Annotated in this window: 25 protein-coding genes and 1 tRNA gene; 23 read left to right on the top strand and 3 right to left on the bottom strand. The window is 67.2% G+C overall.

Annotation, left to right across the window (positions count from 1 at the left end; genetic code table 11):
* The first annotated feature begins 114 nt into the window (after nucleotides 1-114).
* From ACQP1G_RS37375 to ACQP1G_RS37390, 4 genes are all read left to right on the top strand, one after another.
* Nucleotides 115-196, top strand: a tRNA-Leu gene (locus ACQP1G_RS37375).
* 170 nt (nucleotides 197-366) lie between these two features.
* A complete protein-coding gene (locus ACQP1G_RS37380) occupies nucleotides 367-798 on the top strand; it encodes a hypothetical protein (RefSeq protein WP_433194389.1) in 432 nt (143 codons plus the stop codon).
* Nucleotides 795-1,874 (top strand): tyrosine-type recombinase/integrase, encoded by a 1,080-nt coding sequence (locus ACQP1G_RS37385; protein ID WP_433194390.1) that lies wholly within the window; start codon nucleotides 795-797, stop codon nucleotides 1,872-1,874. Before ACQP1G_RS37380 ends, ACQP1G_RS37385 begins: the two co-directional genes overlap by 4 nt.
* Nucleotides 1,871-2,764 carry a DUF2637 domain-containing protein gene (locus ACQP1G_RS37390; protein ID WP_433194391.1) on the top strand — a complete coding sequence of 298 codons (894 nt, stop codon included), beginning with the start codon at nucleotides 1,871-1,873 and terminating at the stop codon, nucleotides 2,762-2,764. Before ACQP1G_RS37385 ends, ACQP1G_RS37390 begins: the two co-directional genes overlap by 4 nt.
* 214 nt (nucleotides 2,765-2,978) lie before the next feature.
* On the opposite strand, the gene ACQP1G_RS37395 is transcribed toward ACQP1G_RS37390, so the two are convergent.
* From ACQP1G_RS37395 to ACQP1G_RS37405, 3 genes are all read right to left on the bottom strand, one after another.
* Nucleotides 2,979-3,266, bottom strand: a complete 288-nt coding sequence (locus ACQP1G_RS37395) for a hypothetical protein (RefSeq protein ID WP_433194392.1) — start codon at nucleotides 3,264-3,266, stop codon at nucleotides 2,979-2,981.
* An 893-nt stretch (nucleotides 3,267-4,159) separates the two neighbouring features.
* Nucleotides 4,160-4,561 carry a hypothetical protein gene (locus tag ACQP1G_RS37400; protein ID WP_433194393.1) on the bottom strand — a complete coding sequence of 134 codons (402 nt, stop codon included), beginning with the start codon at nucleotides 4,559-4,561 and terminating at the stop codon, nucleotides 4,160-4,162.
* A gap of 378 nt (nucleotides 4,562-4,939) precedes the next feature.
* Entirely contained in the window at nucleotides 4,940-5,830 is an 891-nt protein-coding gene (locus ACQP1G_RS37405; protein ID WP_433194394.1) for an alpha/beta hydrolase, read from the bottom strand.
* Between the two features lie 574 nt (nucleotides 5,831-6,404).
* On the opposite strand from ACQP1G_RS37405, the gene ACQP1G_RS37410 reads away from it, so the two are divergent.
* The 19 genes from ACQP1G_RS37410 (at nucleotide 6,405) to ACQP1G_RS37500 (ending at nucleotide 23,133) form a co-directional block, all read left to right on the top strand.
* Nucleotides 6,405-7,379 (top strand): hypothetical protein, encoded by a 975-nt coding sequence (locus ACQP1G_RS37410; protein WP_433194395.1) that lies wholly within the window; start codon nucleotides 6,405-6,407, stop codon nucleotides 7,377-7,379.
* Complete coding sequence (locus ACQP1G_RS37415; protein ID WP_433194396.1) at nucleotides 7,367-8,173, top strand: hypothetical protein; 807 nt, start codon at nucleotides 7,367-7,369, stop codon at nucleotides 8,171-8,173. Before ACQP1G_RS37410 ends, ACQP1G_RS37415 begins: the two co-directional genes overlap by 13 nt.
* Nucleotides 8,174-8,283: 110 nt before the next feature.
* Nucleotides 8,284-9,585, top strand: coding sequence for a hypothetical protein (locus tag ACQP1G_RS37420; RefSeq protein WP_433194397.1), 1,302 nt, complete (start codon nucleotides 8,284-8,286; stop codon nucleotides 9,583-9,585).
* A complete protein-coding gene (locus ACQP1G_RS37425; protein WP_433194398.1) occupies nucleotides 9,492-10,250 on the top strand; it encodes a hypothetical protein in 759 nt (252 codons plus the stop codon). Before ACQP1G_RS37420 ends, ACQP1G_RS37425 begins: the two co-directional genes overlap by 94 nt.
* 49 nt (nucleotides 10,251-10,299) lie before the next feature.
* Nucleotides 10,300-10,551: a hypothetical protein gene (locus ACQP1G_RS37430; RefSeq protein ID WP_433194399.1), complete on the top strand. Its 252-nt coding sequence runs from the start codon at nucleotides 10,300-10,302 to the stop codon at nucleotides 10,549-10,551.
* Nucleotides 10,548-11,000, top strand: a complete 453-nt coding sequence (locus ACQP1G_RS37435) for a hypothetical protein (RefSeq protein WP_433194400.1) — start codon at nucleotides 10,548-10,550, stop codon at nucleotides 10,998-11,000. Before ACQP1G_RS37430 ends, ACQP1G_RS37435 begins: the two co-directional genes overlap by 4 nt.
* A gap of 94 nt (nucleotides 11,001-11,094) precedes the next feature.
* Nucleotides 11,095-11,592 carry a hypothetical protein gene (locus ACQP1G_RS37440; protein WP_433194401.1) on the top strand — a complete coding sequence of 166 codons (498 nt, stop codon included), beginning with the start codon at nucleotides 11,095-11,097 and terminating at the stop codon, nucleotides 11,590-11,592.
* A complete protein-coding gene (locus tag ACQP1G_RS37445) occupies nucleotides 11,577-11,786 on the top strand; it encodes a hypothetical protein (protein WP_433194402.1) in 210 nt (69 codons plus the stop codon). The genes ACQP1G_RS37440 and ACQP1G_RS37445 overlap by 16 nt, the downstream gene beginning before the upstream one ends.
* Before the next feature lie 17 nt (nucleotides 11,787-11,803).
* Nucleotides 11,804-12,475 (top strand): hypothetical protein, encoded by a 672-nt coding sequence (locus tag ACQP1G_RS37450; protein WP_433194403.1) that lies wholly within the window; start codon nucleotides 11,804-11,806, stop codon nucleotides 12,473-12,475.
* A 48-nt stretch (nucleotides 12,476-12,523) separates the two neighbouring features.
* A complete protein-coding gene (locus ACQP1G_RS37455) occupies nucleotides 12,524-13,105 on the top strand; it encodes a hypothetical protein (protein ID WP_433194404.1) in 582 nt (193 codons plus the stop codon).
* The gene (locus tag ACQP1G_RS37460; protein ID WP_433194405.1) at nucleotides 13,102-14,040 is read left to right on the top strand and encodes a bifunctional DNA primase/polymerase; all 939 of its coding nucleotides are present in this window, start codon (nucleotides 13,102-13,104) and stop codon (nucleotides 14,038-14,040) included. Before ACQP1G_RS37455 ends, ACQP1G_RS37460 begins: the two co-directional genes overlap by 4 nt.
* Before the next feature lie 603 nt (nucleotides 14,041-14,643).
* Nucleotides 14,644-15,528: a DNA-processing protein DprA gene (dprA, locus tag ACQP1G_RS37465; protein WP_433194406.1), complete on the top strand. Its 885-nt coding sequence runs from the start codon at nucleotides 14,644-14,646 to the stop codon at nucleotides 15,526-15,528.
* Between the two features lie 90 nt (nucleotides 15,529-15,618).
* Nucleotides 15,619-15,855: a hypothetical protein gene (locus tag ACQP1G_RS37470; RefSeq protein WP_433194407.1), complete on the top strand. Its 237-nt coding sequence runs from the start codon at nucleotides 15,619-15,621 to the stop codon at nucleotides 15,853-15,855.
* 134 nt (nucleotides 15,856-15,989) lie between these two features.
* Entirely contained in the window at nucleotides 15,990-17,651 is a 1,662-nt protein-coding gene (locus ACQP1G_RS37475) for a hypothetical protein (protein ID WP_433194408.1), read from the top strand.
* Nucleotides 17,652-18,086: 435 nt separating this feature from the next.
* Nucleotides 18,087-19,274: a DUF4192 domain-containing protein gene (locus ACQP1G_RS37480; protein WP_433194409.1), complete on the top strand. Its 1,188-nt coding sequence runs from the start codon at nucleotides 18,087-18,089 to the stop codon at nucleotides 19,272-19,274.
* Between the two features lie 184 nt (nucleotides 19,275-19,458).
* Nucleotides 19,459-20,001 (top strand): single-stranded DNA-binding protein, encoded by a 543-nt coding sequence (locus ACQP1G_RS37485; RefSeq protein ID WP_433194410.1) that lies wholly within the window; start codon nucleotides 19,459-19,461, stop codon nucleotides 19,999-20,001.
* 116 nt (nucleotides 20,002-20,117) lie between these two features.
* Nucleotides 20,118-20,699 (top strand): hypothetical protein, encoded by a 582-nt coding sequence (locus tag ACQP1G_RS37490; RefSeq protein ID WP_433194411.1) that lies wholly within the window; start codon nucleotides 20,118-20,120, stop codon nucleotides 20,697-20,699.
* Nucleotides 20,700-21,069: 370 nt separating this feature from the next.
* On the top strand, nucleotides 21,070-22,644 hold the full coding sequence (locus tag ACQP1G_RS37495; RefSeq protein WP_433194412.1) for a hypothetical protein: 1,575 nt from the start codon (nucleotides 21,070-21,072) through the stop codon (nucleotides 22,642-22,644).
* 99 nt (nucleotides 22,645-22,743) lie between these two features.
* Nucleotides 22,744-23,133 (top strand): hypothetical protein, encoded by a 390-nt coding sequence (locus ACQP1G_RS37500; RefSeq protein WP_433194413.1) that lies wholly within the window; start codon nucleotides 22,744-22,746, stop codon nucleotides 23,131-23,133.
* Nucleotides 23,134-23,186 lie beyond the last annotated feature (53 nt).

Below are 23,186 nucleotides of genomic sequence, written 5' to 3' on the forward strand. Positions count from 1 at the left end.
GACGTTATGAAATCGTTATAATCCCAGGTGGGGTTACCGGTGAGTACGACACGCCCGGGGTGCGCTTCGCGATGACGGTCAGGCCCGGTAGAGTTTGGACGGTCGTACCATCAAGCGCGAGTGGCGAAATTGGCAGACGCGCCAGATTTAGGTTCTGGTGTCCACGGACGTAGGGGTTCAAGTCCCCTCTCGCGCACGGATCTGCAACATTTTTGTTGGATATCGGTGCCGTGTGTGCGAGTGCACTCGCACACACGGAGGTTGACCAGTGATTCCATGCTCTGACCTGCACCGATATGTGGCATACCTGCCGGAAATCGACTCCTCGGCACCCTCGGGAATGTTTGCTGGCGGGGGTGATCGACGGTGATCACACCCGTCGTCCCGCCCCAGTCGCCGCTGCAGGAACTCATCCACGGCCCCGTGTCCACGACCTCGACGCGTGTCGCCAACAGTGAGGTCGTCTACGGGGTGTGCACCGTCGGGGAAGCCGGACGCGTCATCGACAAGCACGCCTACGCCGTCCTGGACTGGCGGCCGGGAACTCGCCTGGATTTGAGCTGCCTGGATGCGGGTGTGCTGCTGGCCCGCCCAGCCGTGGATGGGACGGTCCTTGTCACCGCGGGCGGGTTCTTCCGTATCCCGTATCGGCTGCGGCGCCGGGTGAGCCTGTTCATCGGAGACCGTGCCCTGCTGATAGGGCACCGCACCCGCAACCAGTTGCTGATCCATCCGCCCGTCGCGCTCGACGAGTTGTGTGCGGCGAGCCTGCGCGTCCTCGAGGCGGCGCGGCGATGACGACACTGACTCAGCCTGCGGCGAACGCCGAGACCATTGCCGCCGCGCGAGTGCTGCTGACCCAGATGGGTATCTCTCCCGCCGATCTCGTCACCACCGGTGCGGCGGTGCCGACCTTCGGCGAGGTCATCCCGAAGGTGAGGGCCCGGTTGTCGGAGGGCACGCTGCGCACGTACAACACTCACTTCGAGCACCTCCTCGCAGCGTGGAGCGATCACCGCCTCGACGAGCCGACGAAGACCGACCTCGAGGAGAAGGCGCGCGCCATCCAAGCCACCGCCCAGACCAACCGCGCCTCCCGCGGCGGCGCCTGCGCCGTGCAGCACTTCATCAGCGCGGTGCGCTGCGTCTACCGCTACGGCGAGGACAACGGCTGGATCCGCCCGTGTGACAACCCCGCCCGCCAACTCACCATGCCCGTGCGACGCCCCTCACACCGCTACGCGATCCCCTCGGGCCAGTTGGCCGAGATCTGCCAGACCGCAGCTACCACCGGTGACGACCCCGAACTCGACGCCTTGATCCTGCGTCTGCACATCGAAACCGCCTGCCGCCGAGGAGGTGCGCTCGCGCTGCGCCCACACGACCTCGACCCCGACCAATGCCTGGTGTATCTGCGGGAGAAGGACGGCACCGACCGGTGGCAACCAGTGTCGCCGACCTTGATGCGACACCTGCTCGACCACGCCGACACCCGCCATAGTCCTCGATCCGGGCAACTGCTGCGCTACCGCAACGGAAAACCCATCACCGCACGGCGTTTCGACTACATCTGGAGGCGAGTCGGCGAGGCCCTGCCTTGGGTCGCGACCCAAGGCATCAGCATGCACTGGCTACGTCACACCACCCTCACCTGGGTCGAACGCACCTTCAGCTACGCCGTCGCCCGCGAATACGCCGGACACCGAGGCAAAGCCCCCGGCACGACTGCCACCTACGTCAAATCCCATCTCCAAGAAGTCGCCGCTGCGCTGTCGATACTCACCGCCGAACCGCATCCGCTCGTCCCCGGACACCAGCCGGGCACGCATGCGCCGTCCGCACGCGGATCGCATCGCGACAAAGGACTGTCATGACAGAGATCGCCCTCACCTCACCCACAGCCGTCGTCATGCGCACCGCTCTGCCCGAGACGACCACACCAAAGCCGCGTGCGCACGGCTTCTTCTGGACAGTGCTCACCGCGGCAGCCACGGTCAGCATCACTGGCAACGCCACCCAAGCCGTCCTGCACGACACCGCACTCCCCGCCGTCGCCGCCGCGGTCGCGATCATCCCACCCCTTGCTTTGCTGGCGGCAGTGCACGGCGTTTCGGTACTCGCGCGTGCGCACGCCGGAGCCCGCAGCACCCATCTGATCGCCACCGCGATGACCGCTCTCATCGCGACCGGCGCGTTCTGGTTGTCGTTCACCGCACTACGGTCACTCGCGATCACCGCCGGCGTCCCGCACGGGGAGGCATGGCTGTGGCCGCTGATCATCGAGGGCTCGATGGCGCAGGCGACGGTCGCACTGCTCGCGCTCGCCCACTCCACCACCCACAGTGACAGCGCTTCGGCCACCACTGATCAGTGCGCACCGCAGAACACGTGCACACCGGCAGCGACTCAACTCGAGGTGATGATCGACAGCGATCAAGTGCGCACGCCACCGCCGTTAGCCAACCGCACCGACGCAGAGTTCAGGGAAGTGGCCGCGCTTCTGTGCGCACGAGACCCCGGCCGCCGCCGCGATCCCGACACAGTCGCCCGAGCACTGACTCACCACCACCTCGATGGGTGGACACCAACCCGAATCGCACGAGAACTGAACAAAAGCCGCTCGACGATCAGTCGAATACTCAGCGACGCCGCAACAATCGACATCCCAGACACCGAAATCATCGCCGCGCCCAGCAATGTCCGTACGGAACAGGCTGACACCGACGACATTTCCGGGGGACCGTGCTCCCACGCCGGCTGCTGACAATCGCACCGCCGCTGGCCCGACTGTCGTACCAGGACGAGCCAACTGCAGCCGGGAACTGGCGCTGACCGAGGCTCGGCCGCGACGTGAGTGGTGACCGCCGTGAGCATCGCGGATTCCCTTCCATCCGTTCCATTGCCTTCCAATTCATTCCGTTTCGCTGGGAATGCAATGGAATGGATTTCGGTCCGCCGATGTGTACTGGTATGTGCGCTCAGACGACCCGGACGAGCATGTTCGTACGCAACCGGGGCAGCTGGTGCGCGGTGACCTGGGCGGCGGATTCGCTGGCGCGGCGGTCGTTGTGGCCGTAGACGTGGTCGGTGACGGTGACCGATCCGTGCCCGGCGTCGCGGGACACCACGAACATCGGCACGCTGTCCTGCAATTTCCACGAGATCCCGGTGTGCCGCAGCGTGTACGGCGTCAGATGCTTGATCCGCAGGGACTTCAGGGCCGTGCCGTAACGGGCAATTAACTGCTCGGGTTCGCACCCCGCCACAACGCCCGGCGGGTGAAGGATTCAGATGTCCACGCGCACCAATGTCGTCGCCGCGCGCTAGAACGCGGGGGCAGCACGCGCGAGCCCGTCGAGGCGCCGCCGGGCAGGTTGCCACGCCTTCTTGTAGAAGTACGAGGCGGTGATCCCCTTTGTCGGTCTGGGCCCATGTGCAGCTGGATCGCACGAATCTGCCTCAACCGTCGAACACAAGGAAGGACTCATCAATGCAGCAGCACGCCAATACCTCTCGACAGCGGGTCACTGAAGGTGTTGGATACCTCACAGAGCTTTCGTTGCAGGTACCAGCACCACACACGCGCCGCTACAGCGCAACGGCTTGGGAGGGGGTCCCCCGCATGGACATCGACCTCACGTGTCCACACTGCCGCCAGCTCGACTTGGTTCAGAGTGTGCCCGCCTTGAATGCGGAAGGCGTGTCGACCAGCTCCGGAACGAACGTCTATTCCGGCGTTGGTGTGGCTTCGACTGGCCTGGTCCCAGTGTTCGGTACGGCCACGGTTGAGCGCACTCACACCACAACACTGGCACGGAGTCTGGCCCGCGAGCCCGCACGTACTCCAGCCGGGCGCCTGACCTTCTTCGCGCTTGTGCTGCTGTTGCCAGCGATGTGCTGGATCGTTCCGGCAATCATCTCGGTCGCCGATCCGTACCCCGGCGTATCGCGATGGGTCGCGGCTCTTTCCACCGTGATCTTCTTCGTGGTCCTGACGACGCCTGGCGGCCTCCTGCTCAGCGTTGCCCTACGTCGTATTCGCCGCAACGGGAGAGTCGTACGAGGACGTCGGCGCGCTCACGCTGTATGGCAGGCCGGTTTCTACTGCCATCGGTGCGGTGTCGCGTTTTGGCCCTTGTCTCCAGCACCGGGCATTCCTTCACGGCAAGCCTTCGCGCCGAAGCACTTCCGGTGGTTCGTGTGGAACGCCGGTGGTTATGCCAGCGCCTGAATCCAACATCGAGTCGGGAGAGGTGGTTGGCGTGGCGGTCGGCTTCGGTGATGGGCTCGCCGACATTGTGCCGCCCGTTGCGCGTGCGGCGGTGATCAGTTGCCGGGCTTGTTTGACGCTGATTTCGAGTAGATCAGCGACATCTTCATCAGTTTGATCTTGGTCACGGATCACTGCGGCGGCAACAGCTTGGTCGGCGCGGTGGCGGGCGATCTCCTCACTGGCGCGTGATTCGACTGCGCTGATCTGCTGGCGCAGCGCCTCGATTTCTTGGTCACGCTTGGCTTCACACGTCCTGATCGCCTGCCAATCGATGAGATACCGCTTCACCGCGTCGGTGATCGCTCGCTCCCGCTGACGTGCCTGTTCTCGGCGTTCACGAATACGCGCACGCGAGCGGGCCAGTCGCTCAAGGGTTTCCGGGGATCGAACTGTCCGCGGTGACCGCGGCGGATGACGCGACGACATGGCCGACCTCCTAGTCGGGCCTGCCTGCTGATTCTCCCGCGATCGATCATACTCCCGCACTCGCACGGCAAGTCTCGGTCGTATTCGAACGATGATCGGTCGAATTCGATTCCTGCGCCTCGCCCAAGCTGGCGACGAGTGTTCCAGCACGTGTGATCTGGTCGCCGCAGTCTTGCCGGTCAGCTAACCCGGCTGACGCCTGATCCAGATCGCGAGCAAATTCCGAGCCAGATCCAGGCGTTATCCGTTCAGGTTGGCGAGTAGAAAGTCGCGGGCGACGCTGGAGGCTCGTTGAAACTGCTCCTCGTACACGGCGAAGTGCGGGCCGGGGATCAGCGCCAGTTGTTTGGGTTCCAGTGCCTCCGCGTAGCTCTGCAGCGCGATATCGGCGGGTGTCAGGGTGTCCTGATCGGCGATCACCATCAGCAACGGTGTCGGAGATACGCGACGTAGGAACGCTTCCGGGGCGTAGGACTGGAATTTATCGATGCTGGAGAGGGTGACCTCGTTGCGCCAGGTGGGGACTTGCGGCCCGTTGGCCATCAACCAGTTGTAGACCTCGATACCGGGCATGGCGACGAGTTCGGTCGGATCATCGGAGGCCGCCTTGATCGTCTGGTGTGGTTTACCGGAGGCGCGGGCCTGGCGGTCGGCGGCGATGGCCGCATGCACGGTCGGCAGCATGACGGTCGGCACCAAGCTGCGGAAGTTGGCCCACCCGTTGGTCAGTGGCACCTGTGATACGACCGCACGCACGCGCCGGTCGGTCGCCGCGACGACCAGGACGTGGCCGCCGGCGAAGCTGGTTCCCCAGATGCCGATGCGTTCGGCGTCGATACCGTCGAAGGTCTGGGCGAAGGTGATCGCATCGCGGTAGCCCTCGATCTGCGCGAAAGGGTCGACCTCGAAACGCGGTTCACCATCGGAGGTCCCGAATCCAGGGTGGTCGTAGACAAGACAAGCCAAACCAGCCTTGCTGAACACTTCGGCGAACGGCGCAACCCATTCCTTGACTCCAGCGAACCCGTGCGTCATCACCACCAGCGGGACGACGCCTGAGGCCTGCTCGGGCCGATACAGCCAACCCCGCAAGGTCACTGCGCCACTGGTGAATTCGACATCGACACGCATCGCGGTTCCTCCCATTGCACCGGTCTTGTAATCAAACTACGGCGCAGGTGATCTGCTGTCGAAGGTTTCTCAAATCCTTGCGTCTGACCCGCTTTGAGCAGCTGCGTGGTCAGTGTTGTTGGCAGGTCCCCTGATTCGTGGGGTATGAGCATCCACTCCGCCCATCTCCTCTATCGGCTGCTGCGGAACCGCCGGTGTGCACAGCTCCATTCCTAGTAGCCACGCACCACACCCCCGCTGGTCCGCAGTCGCCGCGTCTGTCTGCCGTTGTTCTGTCCTTTCGAACGCCAGGTTCGAGCGATCCCCTCGCTCGGATCTGGCGTTCTTTCGTTTCCGCGGAAGGTGTTCTGTCATGCCTGAACTCGATACCACCGCGTGTGCGGTGTGCCGGACCCGCCGGAGTGGTCCGCGATATCCGGTCGAGGACCAGTCGGTGTGCCCACCGTGTCTCGGTGAGCTGCCGTCGTGTGATGGCTGCGCAAACCGAGTGCTGCGTGTCACCGAAACCGCTGATGACCGTCGACTGTGCAGCACCTGCACGGCGGGGTGGAGCGGCTGTGTGTCGTGTGCTCGGTTGACCCATCCGTACGAGCGCACCGACACCGACGAAACGGTGTGCTGCCGATGCGCGGACGCGTTCTTCGACCGGTGTTTCAACTGTGGCCGCCATAGTGCCGCGAGCCGGTATGTCTCCGGTGGGCTGCGTGCCTGTGTCCGCTGCGCGGCGGGGTTCAGTTCGTGTCGGGAGTGCGGGACGCTACTGCGCGGGCAACGCTCGTGTGAGCTGTGCACGCATCCGGCGCGGGTACGTAACTACAGCTTCAAACCCGATCCCCGCTTCCACGGCGCGGGTCCGCTGTTCCTCGGGCTCGAACTCGAGATCGTCGTCCCCGACGACACCCTCGACACCGCAGTGGAAGTGGCAACCGATCGGCTGTCCGGTTTGGGGTATCTGAAGCGGGACTCCTCGATCCAGCCAGGCGGCTTCGAACTGGTCACTCACCCGATGAGCTACCGGTATGCCCTGGATCGGTTCCCGTGGCCGCTACTGGAAGAACTCGAGGATCTCGGCTGCGGCACGAACGCCGGAGTCGGGTTACATGTGCATGCCAGCCGCGCCGGGTTCGCCTGTCCGGCGCATGTGTTCCGGTGGATGAAGTTGTTGTACCGCAACGAATCCGAGGTCACCAGGCTCGCGCGGCGACGCTCGCGCTACGCCCCGTTCGACCGGGCCGCGCGCTCGCGGGTCAAGGACACCGCCAAGAACCACGTCCACGCCTTGGGCTTGGACCGGCATCAGGCCATCAACCCCTACCCGCGCCACACCCTCGAACTGCGGATCTTCGCGGCGTCGCTGGACGTCGGGCGGGTGCAGGCGGCGTTGGCGTTCACCGCGGCCTCGATCGACTACACCCGCGCCCTGCGCATCCCCGACGTGCGGGCCGGCGCGTGGGAGTGGGCGCGTTTCGCCACGTGGGTGGATGCGCACCCGGCGTATCTGCCGTTGGCCGAACAGTTGCGTGAATTGGAGCTCGCATGTGCCTGCTGACCTGCTTCCCGCCCGGTGTCGCAGCTGACTCGCATTCGTTGCGGATCGGCGCGCACACCAACCATCACGGCCACGGGTACGCCCTGATCATCGGCGACGGCATCCGCATCGGTCACAGCATGGATTCCGAGCCGTTGATCGAGGAGTTCACCGGTTTGCGTGCGCGGTATCCCGACGGGTACGCGTTGTTCCATTCCCGCTACGCCACACGCGGTGTCCGCTCGATCGAGAACTGTCATCCGTTCCGGCTCGGTGGTGATCCACGAACGGTGCTGGCGCACAACGGGACCCTGCCCAAACGGGTACATCCGCGCGCCTACGATCCGCGGTCGGATACCCGGATCGCGGCCGAGGAATATTTGGCCGCACAGCCGTTCGGGTCGATCGACACCCACCGCGGGGCCCGCGGTCTGGCGTCGTGGCTTGGGTCAAGCAAGCTGCTGATCCTCACCGTCGACCCCACCTACCAGCACCGCGCCTACCTCTTCGGTGAACAGGCCGGGATCTGGGAGGACCGGATCTGGTACTCCAACACCAGTTATCAGCCGATGTCGCGGCGCTGGCCCGACCGCTACCGGCTGCGCTGCGGTGGGTGCCGGGAGTTCGACCTCGACCGGCGAGGCCGTCACTGCACGTGGTGCGGTTGGTGCTTCGACTGCGAGCAGCCCTTCCCGCACTGTGATTGCTACTCCCCTCACGCCACCCGAGGCCGCAGTGGCGAGGCGAGTGCGCTGACCCGCACCCGGCGCACCGGTCACCATCGCGCCCGCACGAGCGCACCTGACACTGCCTGACCCTCGCCACTGTCGATCTCCACCTCACCTGTCAAAGCCCCCGCACCCCACCGGTTTTCCGGTGGTTGTGCGGGGGCTTTGCCGTTCCCGTCGAAAGGTCGTGATCCCCCATGCCCACCACCACCGTGCCCGATACGCGCTGTGAGTACTGCGCGCTCATCGTCGCCTCGGACACTGTCGTCACCCTCGTCGAAGGCGACCGGGTCTGCGGTGACTGCGCCACCGGTCTCTCGTTGTGCGATGGCTGCGCCATCCACACCCGTGAGGTCGGCTACACGGTCACCGACACCGCGCTGTGTCCTCGCTGCCTTGACGGTTGGTCGCGTTGTGACCGCTGTGATCTGTTCACCCGCGATATCACCGCGGTGATCGACGGGCCGGACGTGTGCCCGACCTGCGTCGAAAATTACGACCGCTGTGATGAGTGCGGCGCGTACGCCGAACACACCGAGACCGTGCAGGGCGGCAACGAGGTGTGCTCGACGTGCCGCTTCGATGACTACCACTACTGCGAGGACTGCGACACCCTCATCCCGCTCAGCGACGACCGCTGTGACAACTGCTACCACGAGGGCGGCCACCACCTGGTCCACGACTACGACTACCACCCGCAACCGTTGTTCCACGGCGAGGGCCCGCTGTTTTTGGGAATGGAACTCGAACTCATCACCCCCCATTCGCAATTCGACGACGCGGTCGAACTCGCGGTCGCCGAACTCGGGGACCTGGGTTACCTCAAAGAGGACAGCTCCATCAGTCCGTGCGGGTTCGAGCTGGTCACCCACCCGATGTCGTGGGACTACGCGCGCACCCGGTTCCCGTGGCAGCTGTTGAACAAGCTGCGGCTATTGGGTTGCCGTACCGACAGCAGCGTCGGGATCCACGTGCACGTCTCCCGGGCCGGGTTCTCTTCCCCCGCCCACATCTACCGGTGGCTGAAGTTCGTCTACCGCAACGAATCCCAGGTCACCACGCTGGCGCGCCGCCGCTCGCGGGACTGGGCGGAATTCTCCCCCGAAGCCCGCTCGAGCGCCGCCGAATTCGCCAAGGGCAGCACCAACGGGTGGGGCCGCTACCAGGCCATCAACGTCTACCCCGCCCACACCTTCGAACTGCGCGTGTTCGCCAGCTCCCTCTACCCGCGCCAGGTCAAAGCCGCGCTCGCGTTCGCCGCGGCCTCGGTCGAATACACCCGCACCCTCACCGCCGCGCAGGTCGCACGCCGCCGCGGCTGGGAGTGGTCGGCGTTCACCGCCTGGCTGTCCACCCGCCCTGACTACGCCGATCTGCTCACCGAGTTGGAGGTCCTGCGATGTGCATGCCGACATTCCTCAAACCGGGCGCCACCCCCGACATCACCGCGCTGCGCAACGGGGCACTGTCCAACCCGCACGGCCACGGCTACGCCCTGATCACCGCGAACACGATCACCACCGGCCACAGCCTCGACGCCGAGACCGCGATCGGTGAATTCGCCGCCCTGCGTTGCGAATACCCCGACGGGGCGGCGTTGTTCCATTCCCGCTTCGCCACCCACGGCCAGCACACCCTCGACAACTGTCACCCCTTCCCGGTCGGTGGCGACGAGCGAACCGTGCTCGCCCACAACGGGATCCTGCCTTCGGCTGTCCACCCCGCTACCGGGGACGAGCGCTCCGACACCCGGATCGCGGCCGAGGATTTCTTGCCCACCACGCCGTTCGGGTCGCTGGATTCCTGGACCGGGCGTGAGGGCCTGGAACGGTGGCTGGGCAGCGACAAGATCGTGCTGCTCACCGTCGATCCCGCCTACCGCCACCGCGCCTACCTGTTCAACGAGGCGCGCGGGCACTGGGACGCCGACACCGGTATCTGGTACTCCAACCACGATTACCTCGGTTACCGCTGGGGCTACGTCTACGACGGCGAACTCGACTACTGCTTTTGCTGCGGCGAAGACGACAGCGAACGCCTCGGCCCGCACTGCGGCTATTGCGGATTCTGCGCCGATTGCTACCAACTTTTCCCCCACTGCGCCTGCCCCGACCTGGCGGGCCGCCAACGCTACGCGGACCTGCTCGACATCGAAAACGCCTGAACCCCAGGTACTTCCCTACCCCACCCCGCCTACAAGGAGCACGTCTGTCATGCCCCAGCGCCTGAACCAGGCCAGCGCCCTGATCCGTGTCCCCGACACTAATGACCGCCAGGTCATCGCTAGCACTGACGGACACCGCATCCGGGTGCGAATCCGCGACACCGACAACCTTGCAACCGAATGGTTTTACGCCGATCGCGCCCCCGAGACGGCCGACGCCCTGACCACGGCGATCGCGACAAGACACCGCCCGGTGCGGTGGCTCACGCCGCGGCGTCGGCGGCAGGCAGCGAACCGATGAGCGGAGACCACACCATCGCCGACAACGGAGCCCAGACACAGATCCGGTTCCTGCGTCACGTCCTAGACCGCCTCGACACCCTCATGCGGGACGCCGCCCCGTGGGACGGGCTGCGCCGCCTGCGCGCAGTCATCGCCCAGCGGGTCACCGTGCTCGCCGACACCGACGCCACCGACGACGACGGTCACGGTGGCGGTGAGTCCGCCGATCCGGTGATCGCACTCATCACCATCGAACTTCATCGGCTACGTCGCTGCGGCTCCGCCGCGACGATCACCACCCGCGGCGGACACCGCCACGACCGCGTCCACGTCGCCGCGGTTCACCGCCACCACACGGTCCTGCACCGCCTCGGTGGCCGCGACCGGGTTCTGCTGCCGCTGCGGTTCATCGAAGCAGTCCACCCCCACACCCCCGCCTCGACCGACAAGGAGCCCACACCCCAATGACCGACCCGTTCCCCACCGACCGCCGCCAGTCCCTCACGCTGCTGTTCACCGACAGCGGCAACTCCCCCATTCCAGGCGTCGAGGGGTGATCCCGATGGGCACTGACCTGTCTTGCTTCAGCGCTCGTATCCAGGTCGATCCGTACCACGCGCCGTACCTGCCCGACGGTGGGCGGCTGCTGTCGATGCTGGTCGTGGGATATCACGCGGCGTTTGCCACCGGCCCGCGACCGGGTACCCCCATCGCGGTCTTCGACCGCCTGCCCAACCGCACCCTCGTACAGGGCACCGCGGCGCTGGCGTTGGTGCGCGTCGAGTACGCCACCGAAATCACCACCGTCGCCCCCGACGGTGGCAGCGAGATCAGCTGGGCCCCTGACCCGTTCGGTATCGGACTGCCCGAATTCGGGTGGCGGCTGGTCCCCGCGCAACACACTGGTGGCCGGTGGGTGATCGCACACGGCTGCTGGGCCGCCGGTGGCCGACAAGGTGTGCTGCCGCGCTCACTCACCACCCAGGTACCCGGTGCCCCGACCGTCGTCACCGTCCACGAGCACGACCCGCGCACCGGAAACCGATGGCCGAGCACCTGATCGGCCACATCGGCGACCTCATCGCCTGGATCGAGGCGAACCTGCCCGACCTCGACGAGAACCACTTCCACCCCTGGACCACCGGCACCGCCGCACCCGGCGCACCGACAGCCCGCATCGAGGTCGGCATCCACAGCCCCGGACACCCCAACCGGCGGGTCAGCGTCGCCCTGACCGCCGAACCTGTCCACTGAAAGATTCGAGGTGAGCATTGACTTCCACACCATCGTCTGCGACCGGCCCGGACCGGGTCCCGGTCCCCGCCCGCCTCACCGGCGCTGCGCGTGCGCGGGGACTGGTCGTCCCCCACATCACTCTCACCCATCGTGACCCCGCGCGACCGGTCTGGGGGATGCTCGACCCGCGCCGTGCCTGGGAGATCTTGTGGGGCAAGCGGTGTCAGATCTGCGGTCAACGGCTTGAGGACCGGGTTATCGTGTTCATCCGCTCGATCGACTACCTACGCGGCCTGGCGGTCGAACCGGGTTTGCATCCCGAGTGCGCGCACTACAGCCGCCTCGCGTGCCCGATGCTGGCAGGACAACAACACCACTACCACCCCAACCCCACGGTTCGCTTCGCCCACTGCGACGACACGGACTGCGAATGCCGGTACTGGCAGCCCCGCGACCCCGACCCCCGCGAACCGTCCCGGCAAGGGCAACCGGCCGAAGCCTGGTACGAGGCATGGCTGCACATCGATGACTACCGCATCATCGACGACCCCGGCACCAAACACGCCGCCCCCGCGGTCGGAGTGAACCTCACCGGAGTCCGTTTCCTCAAGCTGCGCAAGATCCGCGACGCCACCGCGCCTTCCGGGGATCAGCCGCCGGAACCGTTGGCGATGCTGGCCGCGCTGCGCGAGGTGTTCGGGATCTGACCACACCACCGATCCATCCATCCACCGTGTGAAAGGAGTTGCGCTGGTATGGATTTCCTCGACCTCACCCATCAAATCGCGGCCGAGCTCGCAGACGGGTGGCGTGCAAAGCGGGGATACATGACCCGCCGCCACGCTGTGCTCGCCGGCCCGGCGGATCAGTCGTTGACGATCCCCCACGGCGATGATTCCTCACGCCACACCGATCACGGCCGTCTGCGCATCGAAGGCACCTACACCCGGTTCAGCGCCCACCGCTATCGCGGCGACCCCGACCATGTCATCACCGTCGCCGCCCACCGGCCACCCGCCCGGATCGCCGCAGACATCGCGCGACGTCTGCTCCCCGGCTATCAACGCACCCTCGACGGATACCGGGCCAGGGCCCGCGAAGACGCGGCCGTCCTCGCCCGCCGCGACGCGGTGCTCGACGAGTTGGCCGCCGTGCTGGCACCTGTCCATCGTTCCCGCGAGGACCGGATCGATTTCGGCGATCTCACCGACCCGGTATCTGCCTCGATCCGGGTGCTTCGCAGCGGTGAGGCCGAAGTGAAGCTGCGCCTGGGCGGCGGCCGCGTTCTCCACCTCGCCCGCCACCTCGCCGCGCAACGCACGATGGGAACGGTGTGAACCCCGCCCCGCGTGCCGCGGCCGACGCTCGCGGGCACCACCGCCCCGACGCCTCGCGGGTCGGGGTCGCGATCCACAGCGCTGCCCGCGGGTTCCATGTGTTTCCGCTGCACCCGGGCAGCAAGGCACCCGCGATCGAGAACTGGAAGAACGCCGCCACCGTCGATCCCGCCCGCATCCGCTCGTGGTGGCTCCGCTGGCCTGAGAGAAACATCGGTATCGCCTGCGGGCCCAGCCGCCTGCACGTGCTCGATCTCGACACCAGCCACGACCAGCCCCCACCCGCGCGGTGGGCCGGGGCCCGCGACGGCCGCGACGTCCTCACACGCCTCGCTGCCGAAGCCGGGCATCCGGTCCCGGTGCCGACCTTCGCAGTCGCTACACCCTCGGGCGGGATGCACTTGTACTACCGGCCACCCCCAACCCCGTTGTTGCGCAACACCATCGCCCGCCTCGGGTGGCGCATCGACAGCCGCGGTATCGGCGGCTATGTCGTCGGCCCCGGCTCCGCGCTGCCGTCGGGGCGGTACCGGGTCCTCGACGACCGCGACCCGATCCCGCTACCCCGCTGGCTGGCCGAACTCCTCGCACCACCACCACCGCCGCTGCTGCCGGTGGGGTCGGCTGCCCAGATCACGCACCCGGACGTCTACATCGCGGCGGCGCTGCGTAACCAGGCCGACCGGATCCGGTTCGCACGCACTGGTACACGCCATCGCGCGGTGTTGCTGGCCGCCAACAGCCTCGGACGCCTCGTCGGGCAGGGACTACTCGATCGCGACCACGCCTACCGCGTCCTTGCTGATGCTGCGGCACAGCACGTCGGTGTCGACGGATTCACCGACACCGAAGCCGCACGCACCATCGGCGACGGCCTCACCTACGCCGCCACCCACACCAGCCGGTCGCCTGACCGCCCCACACCAGAGAGGTAGCAGTACCCACCGGTTCACCGCCCGCCAGCACTGAACATTTTCGCTGTGCCGCTGCACGGTCTGTAGATGCGGTTGCAAACCGGTCGATTCACCCTGTCTGTCCATCTTTGCGGCCCGCCGCAGCGACCGGCGATCCTCACCGCGCGAACACCACCGCCGCCGAGGAGTGCACCCGGCACTGTCGACGCGTTTGGGGATAGGTTCCTGAACTGGCGAGTACCGCCGTATCCCGCTGACGCCGGCGTTAGTCTGGACAGCAGGGGTCGGGTCGCCCGGGGGGTAATGCTTCACACAGCCCACTGATCGGTTCCGATGCTGCCCGCGTCCATGCCTTTTCGGTATTGGCGCCGAGGCGCGAGAGTGGATGCACGCCAACCCCTCCGGAGTGTATCCACTGTCTCCCCCTCCTTCGCGCCGGACACCTGTTGCGTTCTGTGCGGTCGCCGCCCTCGCATCCACACACCCCCGCGTCTGGTCGCTCGCCGACTTTCGCCAACTCGCTGATTCGTGCCCGGCCTCGCACACCCGATGCCGGCGCACCTGATCCGGTGTCGCCCTCGGCCTGAGCCGCACTTCATTCACCAATTCCCAGGGAGGACCACCGTGGCCGCAGCCACACCTTCGCAGGAACGCCAGCTCGCGTGGGCGATCCTCGCCCGCGCCGTCCTGCACAGCGTCAACGGTGTGGGCGCGGCGCCGGGTGATCTCGACTCGGTCGAACACCTTGCCGACCAGCTCACCGGTCGACGACCGGACCCCATGTCCCGCACGACCGTCGGGGAGTTGGCCGCCGAGGATCTCGAACGCGCAGCGAAAGTAGGGGCGCGGCTGCTGACCCGCGACGACCCGCACTGGGCGGCACTGGGATTCGACGACCTCACCGTCGCCGACGCCGCTCCGGTCGCGGTGTGGGTCCGCGGCCACGGTGTGCCAGCGACCGGCCTGCGGGCCGGGGTGGTCGGGGCGCGGGCGATCACCGAACGCGGCCAACGGATCACCGGGGAGGTTGCCGCCGTGTTGGCTGAGCGTGGTTGGCATATCGTCAGCGGCGGTGCCTATGGCGTGGACGCCGTCGCGCATCGGGCCGTGCTCGCCCACGCGGCGGGCACGACCGTGGTCCTGGCCAACGGCGTGGATCGCGCATACCCGTATCCGCATCGGGAGTTGTTCGACCGGATCGCCGAGTCGGGGGCGATCGTGTCGGAGTACCCGCCGGGCAGCGGACCCAGCCGTGAGCGGTTCTTGCGGCGCAACCGGCTCGTGGCGGCGCTGTCGCATGCGGTGGTGGTTCCCGAGGCGGGTCGCTGGTCGGGCACCCTGAACACCGCCGGGTGGGCCCACCGGCTGCACCGGCCGGTGTTCGCGGTACCCGGACCCGCCGACGCCGCAGCCTCGGCGGGCTGTCACCGCTTGATCCAGGACCGCCGCGCCGAGCCGGTCACCACCACCACTGCCCTTCTGGCAGCGATCGACTCACTGTCTCGCTGATCCCTCAGCAGCAGCTATGGCGTTTCCTCTCGCTGTCACCGCTGTCCATAGCGGCATCCATGTCCGAATCGATTGTGTTGGAGGTTGTTCATGTCCTCGAATCCTGTTGCCGTGCAGAGCATGACCCGCGCGGAGTATCAGACCCTCGTCGAGCGCGGCTGTGCCGGTCCGGTCACCGCGATCCCTGACACACCGGGGCTGGAGGGTTGGCGGGCGCAGTTCCCGGACTGGCGCGCCCGGAACTGGACCTTCACCGAAGACGAGCGCGGCGTGCTGCGGCTGGCACCGGTCAACCTCACCCGCCAGCGCAATACCCGCGCCGCCTGACACCCGGCCCCTACCCGCGGCCCCAGATTCCCAGGCGCGCTTGGGCCTATCCCGTATCCGCATTTTCGGCGCGGCACCGCACCCCGGACGTCCGGGGCGCGGTGCCGCGCCGTCTCTTATGTGAGGAGATCACCGTGAGCACTGCCTCGCTGTCCGTCGTCCCCGACACCAGCACCGAACAGCCCGACACGAGCCCCACGCCCGACATCGTGGATATCGAGGGCACCGATGTGGAGCCCGACGCCCCCACCGATTCCGATCCGATCGTGTCACCGCCACCGCAGGCTGAGGCGGCGTACATGGATCCGAATGCGCTGCTGATAGATGAAAACGTACGTACGACGATCGATCTGGATGCCTATTCCAAGGAGAAGGCGTCGATCAGCATGTTCGGGGTGCGGGCCCCGGCGTTGGCCGAGCGTGAGCCCGATGGGTCGGTGCACGTCTACGACGGCCAATTGCGGGTGCTGCTGGCCCGCGAGGTCGGCCTGGCGAGGGTGCCGGTGTGGATCACCGACGCCGACCCGAGCGTCGAGGACAACGAACGCCGCATTGCGCGCACGATCGACCAGATCAACCTCAATGACCGCCGGGTCCCGTTACTCGATGCCGACCGCGCCAGCGGTGTCGCGCTCACCCTGGAGTTGGGGGCGAGCCCTACGCGGGTGGCCGAAGGGTTGCAGCGCAAGCGATCCGAGATCACCAAGACCGCCGCTATCGGGGCGTCACCGACCGCGAAACGGCTCCTGACCGAGGGACGGCAGCTCGATTTCGATCAGCTCGCGATCATCGCCGACTACGAACGCCGCGGCGACACCGACGCCGTGGCGCGCCTCGAACGCGCCGGACGCTACGACTTCACCTACGTGCACAAGCGCATCGACAATGAACGCGCCGCCACTCGCGCCCTGCTGCAAGCCGCACTCCCGTATGCCGCTTACGGATTCGGCATCCTGACCGCCGAACCCGACACTGACGCTGGGTTCGTGCCCGCCGCGACGCTCACCACCGCCGCCGGTGATCCGGTCACCGCCGAGGATTTCTATGCCGACCCGCAGCAGTGGGTGGTGTGGTTGGCGGTAGAGAAGAACGCACTGCTCGTCGATAAGGAAACCGGTGCGCTCGTCGAATCCGAGGCCGTGGACTGGAACACCCGCGCCAACCCCGACGCCGAACCTGGCGAGGGACTGCGCCACGCCGAGTCGGTGCAGCGCGCGGATCGGTGGACCCCGACCTATTACCTGCCCGAGGATGCGCTGGCGGGCAGCGGATTCCAGATCGTAATATCCGAATCTGACCCGCAGAGCGAAGCCGATATCGCAGCCGAGCGGGAGCAGGCTCGGCTGGCGCGGCGGCGGGTGATCGAGTTGAACGTGCGGGGAGAGGCCGCCAACGATCGCCGCAACAAATTCCTGCCGCAACTGGTGGCCGGTGCCACCCTGCACCGGGCCACTGCCAGGTTCGTCGCCGAAGCCCTCGCGCACAAACTCAACCCCGTCGAGCGCACGAAAGTGGCCTCACTGCTGCGGATCGACGCCTCAATCGAGGCGTTGGTCACCGCGATCAGCAACGCCTCACCCAACCGGGCGTGGATGATCGTGCTCGCAATGCAGATCGCCTGCGCCGAACTCGCGATCGGCAAGAGCTTGTGGCGCGACGCCCTACCCGCCACGCAGCGGTATCTGCGGTTCCTCGACGAGGCCACCGCCGATCCCGACATCGACTTCGCCCTGGTCGACGTCGAACAGGCCGCCGCCAAACTCATCGACTACCACGACATCGACATCGAGTCCTGAACCAGCACACCACAACCCGCACCGGCCTACCACGGATCTGTTCGTGGTGGGCCGGTGCTCGTCACTCACCCGAATAGAAACAGAACACCCTCATGGCCGCAGACACCTGTCCTCATCGTGATCGGTTCTGACCGCCTACCCCGACCTGAAGCTCACCCGAGTTGGTGTGGCTGTTCGCTGTCCAACCGCATCGGCTGCCCCCCGCGCGGCGGCTGCGGTGACGAACACGGACCCGACGGGCACCGCCACGACCGCAGCCGCGTCCACGCCGCGCACCGCCACGACACCGTCATCGGTCACGCCCGCGCCCGAGGTGTGCTGCCGCCGCGCCGATTCACCGAAGTCATCAACCCCACGACCAGCCGACGCACTGACCGCTCATGCCGCAGGCGCGCCCGGTCATCGCACACACATCCCGCGACAGAGAGGACTTCCATGCCCGACGACACCGATGACGCTCTATCGCGCTTGTTCGACCAGCTGACCGGTGATCCGGATCGGGTTTCCCGGGATCGTGTTCCGGGCGAGTCGCTGCATGTCGATGATCCCGGTGAATTGATCGCGGCGGTGCCCGCGATGGTCGGGTTCGTCCCCGAACGCTCGCTGGTGGTGGCAGTACTTCGCGAATCCGGTGATCCCCGCCAAGCGCCCGTCATCGACGCGGTGCTACGGCTGGATCTCGACATCGACGACAGCCACCCGGGTCGGGCGGATGCTTACGCCGACGCCGTCGCCACGATCTGCGCCACCGAGAACGCGACCATGGTGCTCGCGGTCATCGTCGATGACCGGATGAGCGAACCCCACGACACACAGCCCCCGACCGGTTCGGATATCGGGCCGTGGGGGCGGCTGATCGCCGCGTTCACCAGTTGCCTGGCCGAGGAGGACATCGTGGTCGCGGGCGCGTGGGCGGTCCGCGCCCTCGAACCGGGGCAACGCTGGTGGGATCTGCTCGGACCCAACAGCCGTGGGACACTGCCGGATCCGGCCACCTCGATGGTGACCCTCGCCCACGTGCTCCACGGGCGGCCGATCCGCAGCACCCGCTCCGAACTCATCGAACTGCTCACCCCCAACACCGAACTGACCACCCAGGTCGCCGCGGATCTCGACGACGCCCTCCGGCAGGCCCACGACCGGTATGCCGAGGCCGAGCGCCGCGGCGATCCCGGCAGCTATCACCGGCAGATGTTGGAGTGGGTGCTGTGGCGGGTCGCCGACACCGACTCCGGGATCGCGCTCACCGCCGGACAGTACGCCGAATTGGCTGCGGCGCTGCGGGATCGGATGGTGCGTGATTCGTTGTTCGCGCTCGCGGTGGGTGAGCACGCCGCGACCGCCGAACGGCTGTGGCTGGCTTCGGCTCGGGCACTGTCGGGCTGCGACCGCGCTGATGCCGCAACACTTCTCGCCTACAGCGCCTACATCCGCGGCGACGGCCCGCTCGCCGGTATCGCCCTGCAGGCCGCCCTACACGCCGACCCGACACACTCGATGACCATCCTCCTCGAAACGTGCCTGCGCAGCGGAATACGCCCACAAACCGTGCGCCGACTCGCCCACACCGGACGCGGCATCGCCGCCGACCTCGGCGTCGATCTGGGACCGATCCCCCACTGACCCGGCCCGCATCCACACCTGCACCGCCCGTGGCGGTTCCTCAGCTACCGCGGAGTCGGTTCCGTCGCCTGAACCCCGTCCGATCCACTGGCTGCCCTCAGCGGTGGCCGCCATCGCGCGGTCCGTGTGGGCCTGGGTGCGCGATTGCTGTTCTCATCCACTAACATTCGAAGGAGTACTCGGCATGGTCGCAGATACGGTCATCACCGTCAAAGGGAATCTGACCGCGGATCCTGAGCTTCGGTTCACACCCAATGGTGTGGCGGTCCTCGATTTCACCGTCGCTTCCACACCCCGATACCGCGACCCCAGCAGCGGGGAGTGGAAAGACGGCGAGGCGTTGTTCCTGCGCTGCAACCTGTGGCGCGAGGCCGCGGAGAACGCCGCGGAGAGCTTGAGCAGGGGCTCGCGCGTGATTGTGACTGGCCGCCTGAAGCAGCGCCGCTGGCAGACCCCAGACGGTCAGAACCGCACCGTCGTTGAGCTCGAGGTCGACGAGGTCGGGCCCTCGTTGCTTTTCGCCACCGCCAAAGTCACTCGCACTAAACGCGACACCAACGGCAACGGCCGGTCTGCGGCCGGGCGCTCCGATATTGGTGACCGGTCCCGCGACCTGGTCGGCGCGGCAGCGTCCACCGGCAGCAGCGGCGGGTCGGCCGATCCGTGGGCGGTGAACACTGCGGGTTCCTTCGGCGGCGGCACCAGCAATGACGACCCCCAGTTCTAACTCACTTTCCCTCGCGCGTGAGCGGTGCCTGGCGGGTTGATGCCGCCGGGCACCGCCTCGACCGCTGACGCGAATCCCGCTGTGTCCATTCTACTTCCGTGATCAGGAGAACTGTCGTGACCATTGCTTCCCACACCGCGATCGCGGTGACCCCCATGTTGACCGATATCGCCGCCCTCGCCGAGCTGATCGACACCGATCCCTGCCGGGCCCGCCAACAATTCCGGCAGGCGCTGAAGACCCTCACCCCGGCCGACTGGGGGTTTCTCGGTCTCATCCACCGTGGGTTCGCCAACTCCCCGGAAACGGCACTGGCGCGGGTGGTCTCGATCACCAACGCCCGTATCGGCATACCCGACAACGGATCCGCCCCCTGCACAGATCCCGACGAGCGCCTCTACGCCCTGGCCGACGCCATCGAGATCCCGGTGGAGGTCGAACTCGGTCCGTGGGCGCGCACTCCGGTCCGCGAGCCCGGTCACGATCTTCGCCTGCACGCGACCCCGAGCACGACCACCGATGCCAGGCGCGAAACACCGGAGGCGGTCGCGGCTCGCCGCGCACGCCACACGCCCCACCCTCTCGGACCGAGTGTGTTGCGGCACCGTGCCCGCGACGAGCGAGCCGCCCAGCGTCGCCGCCGCGCCGAGGCCGACGCTGATGCCTACTTCGCGCAGCGTCCACCGTTGGTGGCCTGACCTTCCCGCCCAGGAAAGCAAGAAAAGGAAGGGGTTTGGGTTGGGTGTCCGGGGTGTTCGTCTGGTCGAGCGCCCCGCCTGACTGAAGGGCTACCAGGGCGGTGCCCGCCGCGCCTGCGGGCCCGCGCCCGTGCGCGCACGAATTTCCCTCCGGCGCGACCGCCACCGGTTCGGGTGCGGGTTGGGTTGTGTGCGCGCGAAATTCGCGCCCACCCGTTTCGGCGCGTTCCCTCCGCCGCGTCGTTCACCACCCTGGTCGATCGCCCTTCAGGCGGGTCACCCGACCAGCCGCCCACCCCTCGTGTTGCGAAAAGCGCACGCGATCTCTCGGGGTGGGTTTCCTTTTTCCTCGCGAGACAGGACATTCGTCATGCCCAGCGCTTTCCTCGATGCTCTGTTCCACCTGGACCGCCTCTTCCACCTCGACAGCCCGCGCCTCGCGCGCGAAATGTTCCCCGATGTACTCGCTCTCGCGACACCGGCCGAGCGTGCGTTCCTCGACGAGCTCACCGACACCTTCACCCGCTACCCGTTCGCGACCGCGCACAAACGGCTCGACGCGATGTGGAAGGCAGCCGACCCAGAACGGCGGGAGCTGATCAACCGCTGCACCCCCGACACCGACCCCGGCCTGCACTCCCGAGAGCTACCGGAGATCTTCGAGGTCTCCTACACCGCCGCAGAACTCCCGCCGATGCCAGTACGTGACCGCTACCGGCCGCTGATCACCCAGCGTGCGCCCTCGCGAGCCACCGACGCTGCCCGCCTCGCCCCCGACAAGGTCGCCGCGCGCACCCAAGCCCGCCCGGTCCCGACGCCGAGCACTCCTGGGGATCACCGTGCCCACCTGCTGCCGTATGCGATCGCGACCGAGGCAATCCTCACCGGGTACGTGACCGGCACAATGTTCACCGACGGCACCACCATCGCTGATCCCAACGCCGCGCCCGAACCGCCTCAGCGCCCGATCGATGTTCCGGTGCCCGATCCCGATTCCGACGAGGAGCGCGCCAAGCGGCAGCGCCGTCGGTATGCCCGCGACCACGCCGAAGCCACCGAGCTGTGGGACCGCGTCTACGTCAACTATGTTGCGGGCCAGTACGACACCGAGCACCGCGCCGCCTGGAACGCCCAACACGAGGGCGAGCGCGACGGCGAGACGTTGGACGAACGCGCCAGCGACTACTTCGACAGCCACGACGAGACAGCAGCGCGGGATCGGCGCTCGCGCCGACGCGGGCAGGGTGGTGCGCCGCGGCGCGGTGGCCGGATCACCGAGGACGAGGCGAAGGCATTCGCCGATGCCCGCACCGGGTTGCGGGTGCGTGACGACGCCCGTCCGAAGATCCCGAACCAGGGCAACGGCCTCGACTACGACGACGCAGCGATGGTCCCGGTCATGGGGTGGCGGTGCGTGTCCTGCTTCATCGAACGCTCCATGACCGACCAGCGGCCCATCCACATTCGAGGCGGACAGTTGGTTTCCGATGACGGCCTCTGCGATTCCTGCCGCGCCGACGCCCGTCCCGGGATCGCGCCGCTGCCCGAGGAGTTCACCACCGAGGATTTCGTGGTCTCTCGCTGTGAATTCCTCGCCGCCACCTACCCTGCGGCCGCGCACGCTCTGATCGTCGAGGTGTGGCACCGGGCGGCACCGCACCCGATCTGCCGCCACATCACGCGCTTCCTCGCCGCTCATCCCGAGCTGACCCCGAACCCGGCCAAGCCGCTCCAGCGCGCCGCCGAGGTTGCCGCCACCGAGGTAGCACCGCGTCCCCGCGCCGCCGCGCGGAACCGGCGGGCGAAGTTGGGAGCCGATCAGCGTCACGGCCGCTGCGACGGCTGCACCCGCTACACCGTCATCCACACCGACAACTACTGCCTCACCTGCCGGATCGATCTCGGCCTCGTACCCGCCCGGCCCCGTCAGTCCCAAGCGGCCTGACCCGACATCCGCTGTCTCCCTTTGATCGCCGGTCCGCCGTGGCTGCCTCGCGCCCACGGCGGACCGGTCCACCACCAACTCGAACCTCGAGGAGCTCTCGTGATGCACCGATATCCGACCGGCCTCCGCCGCCTCACCCGAGCGTTGCGCCGCGCATTCGCACCGCACCGCCGTGCCGTCACCGTGCGAGTGTTCCTTAACCGCGACCCGCACTCCCTGCTCCACGGCTACACCCGCGACGCGCCGCTGGTCCTCGCCTACGAATACAACGTCACCACCGCAGCTGCCCCGGCCGACGCGGTGATTCTCGAACGCGCCTTCGCCGCGTTCAACAGCCACCCTGAGCACCCCGACGACCACGCCCACGCCGACGCGTGGGCCGAGAAACCGTTGCGGTCGCTGTCGGTCGGCGACGTCGTCGCCATCGAGGACCGCTACTACGCCTGCGAGTCCAGTGGGTGGATGCGCATCGCCGCACCACTCGACTGAGCGCTCGAACTGCGGACCGGACGCCACCACCGACATCCCCTCACTCCCGCTCC

The organism is Nocardia sp. CA-107356 (assembly GCF_050946365.1).
Taxonomy (GTDB): Bacteria; Actinomycetota; Actinomycetes; order Mycobacteriales; family Mycobacteriaceae; genus Nocardia.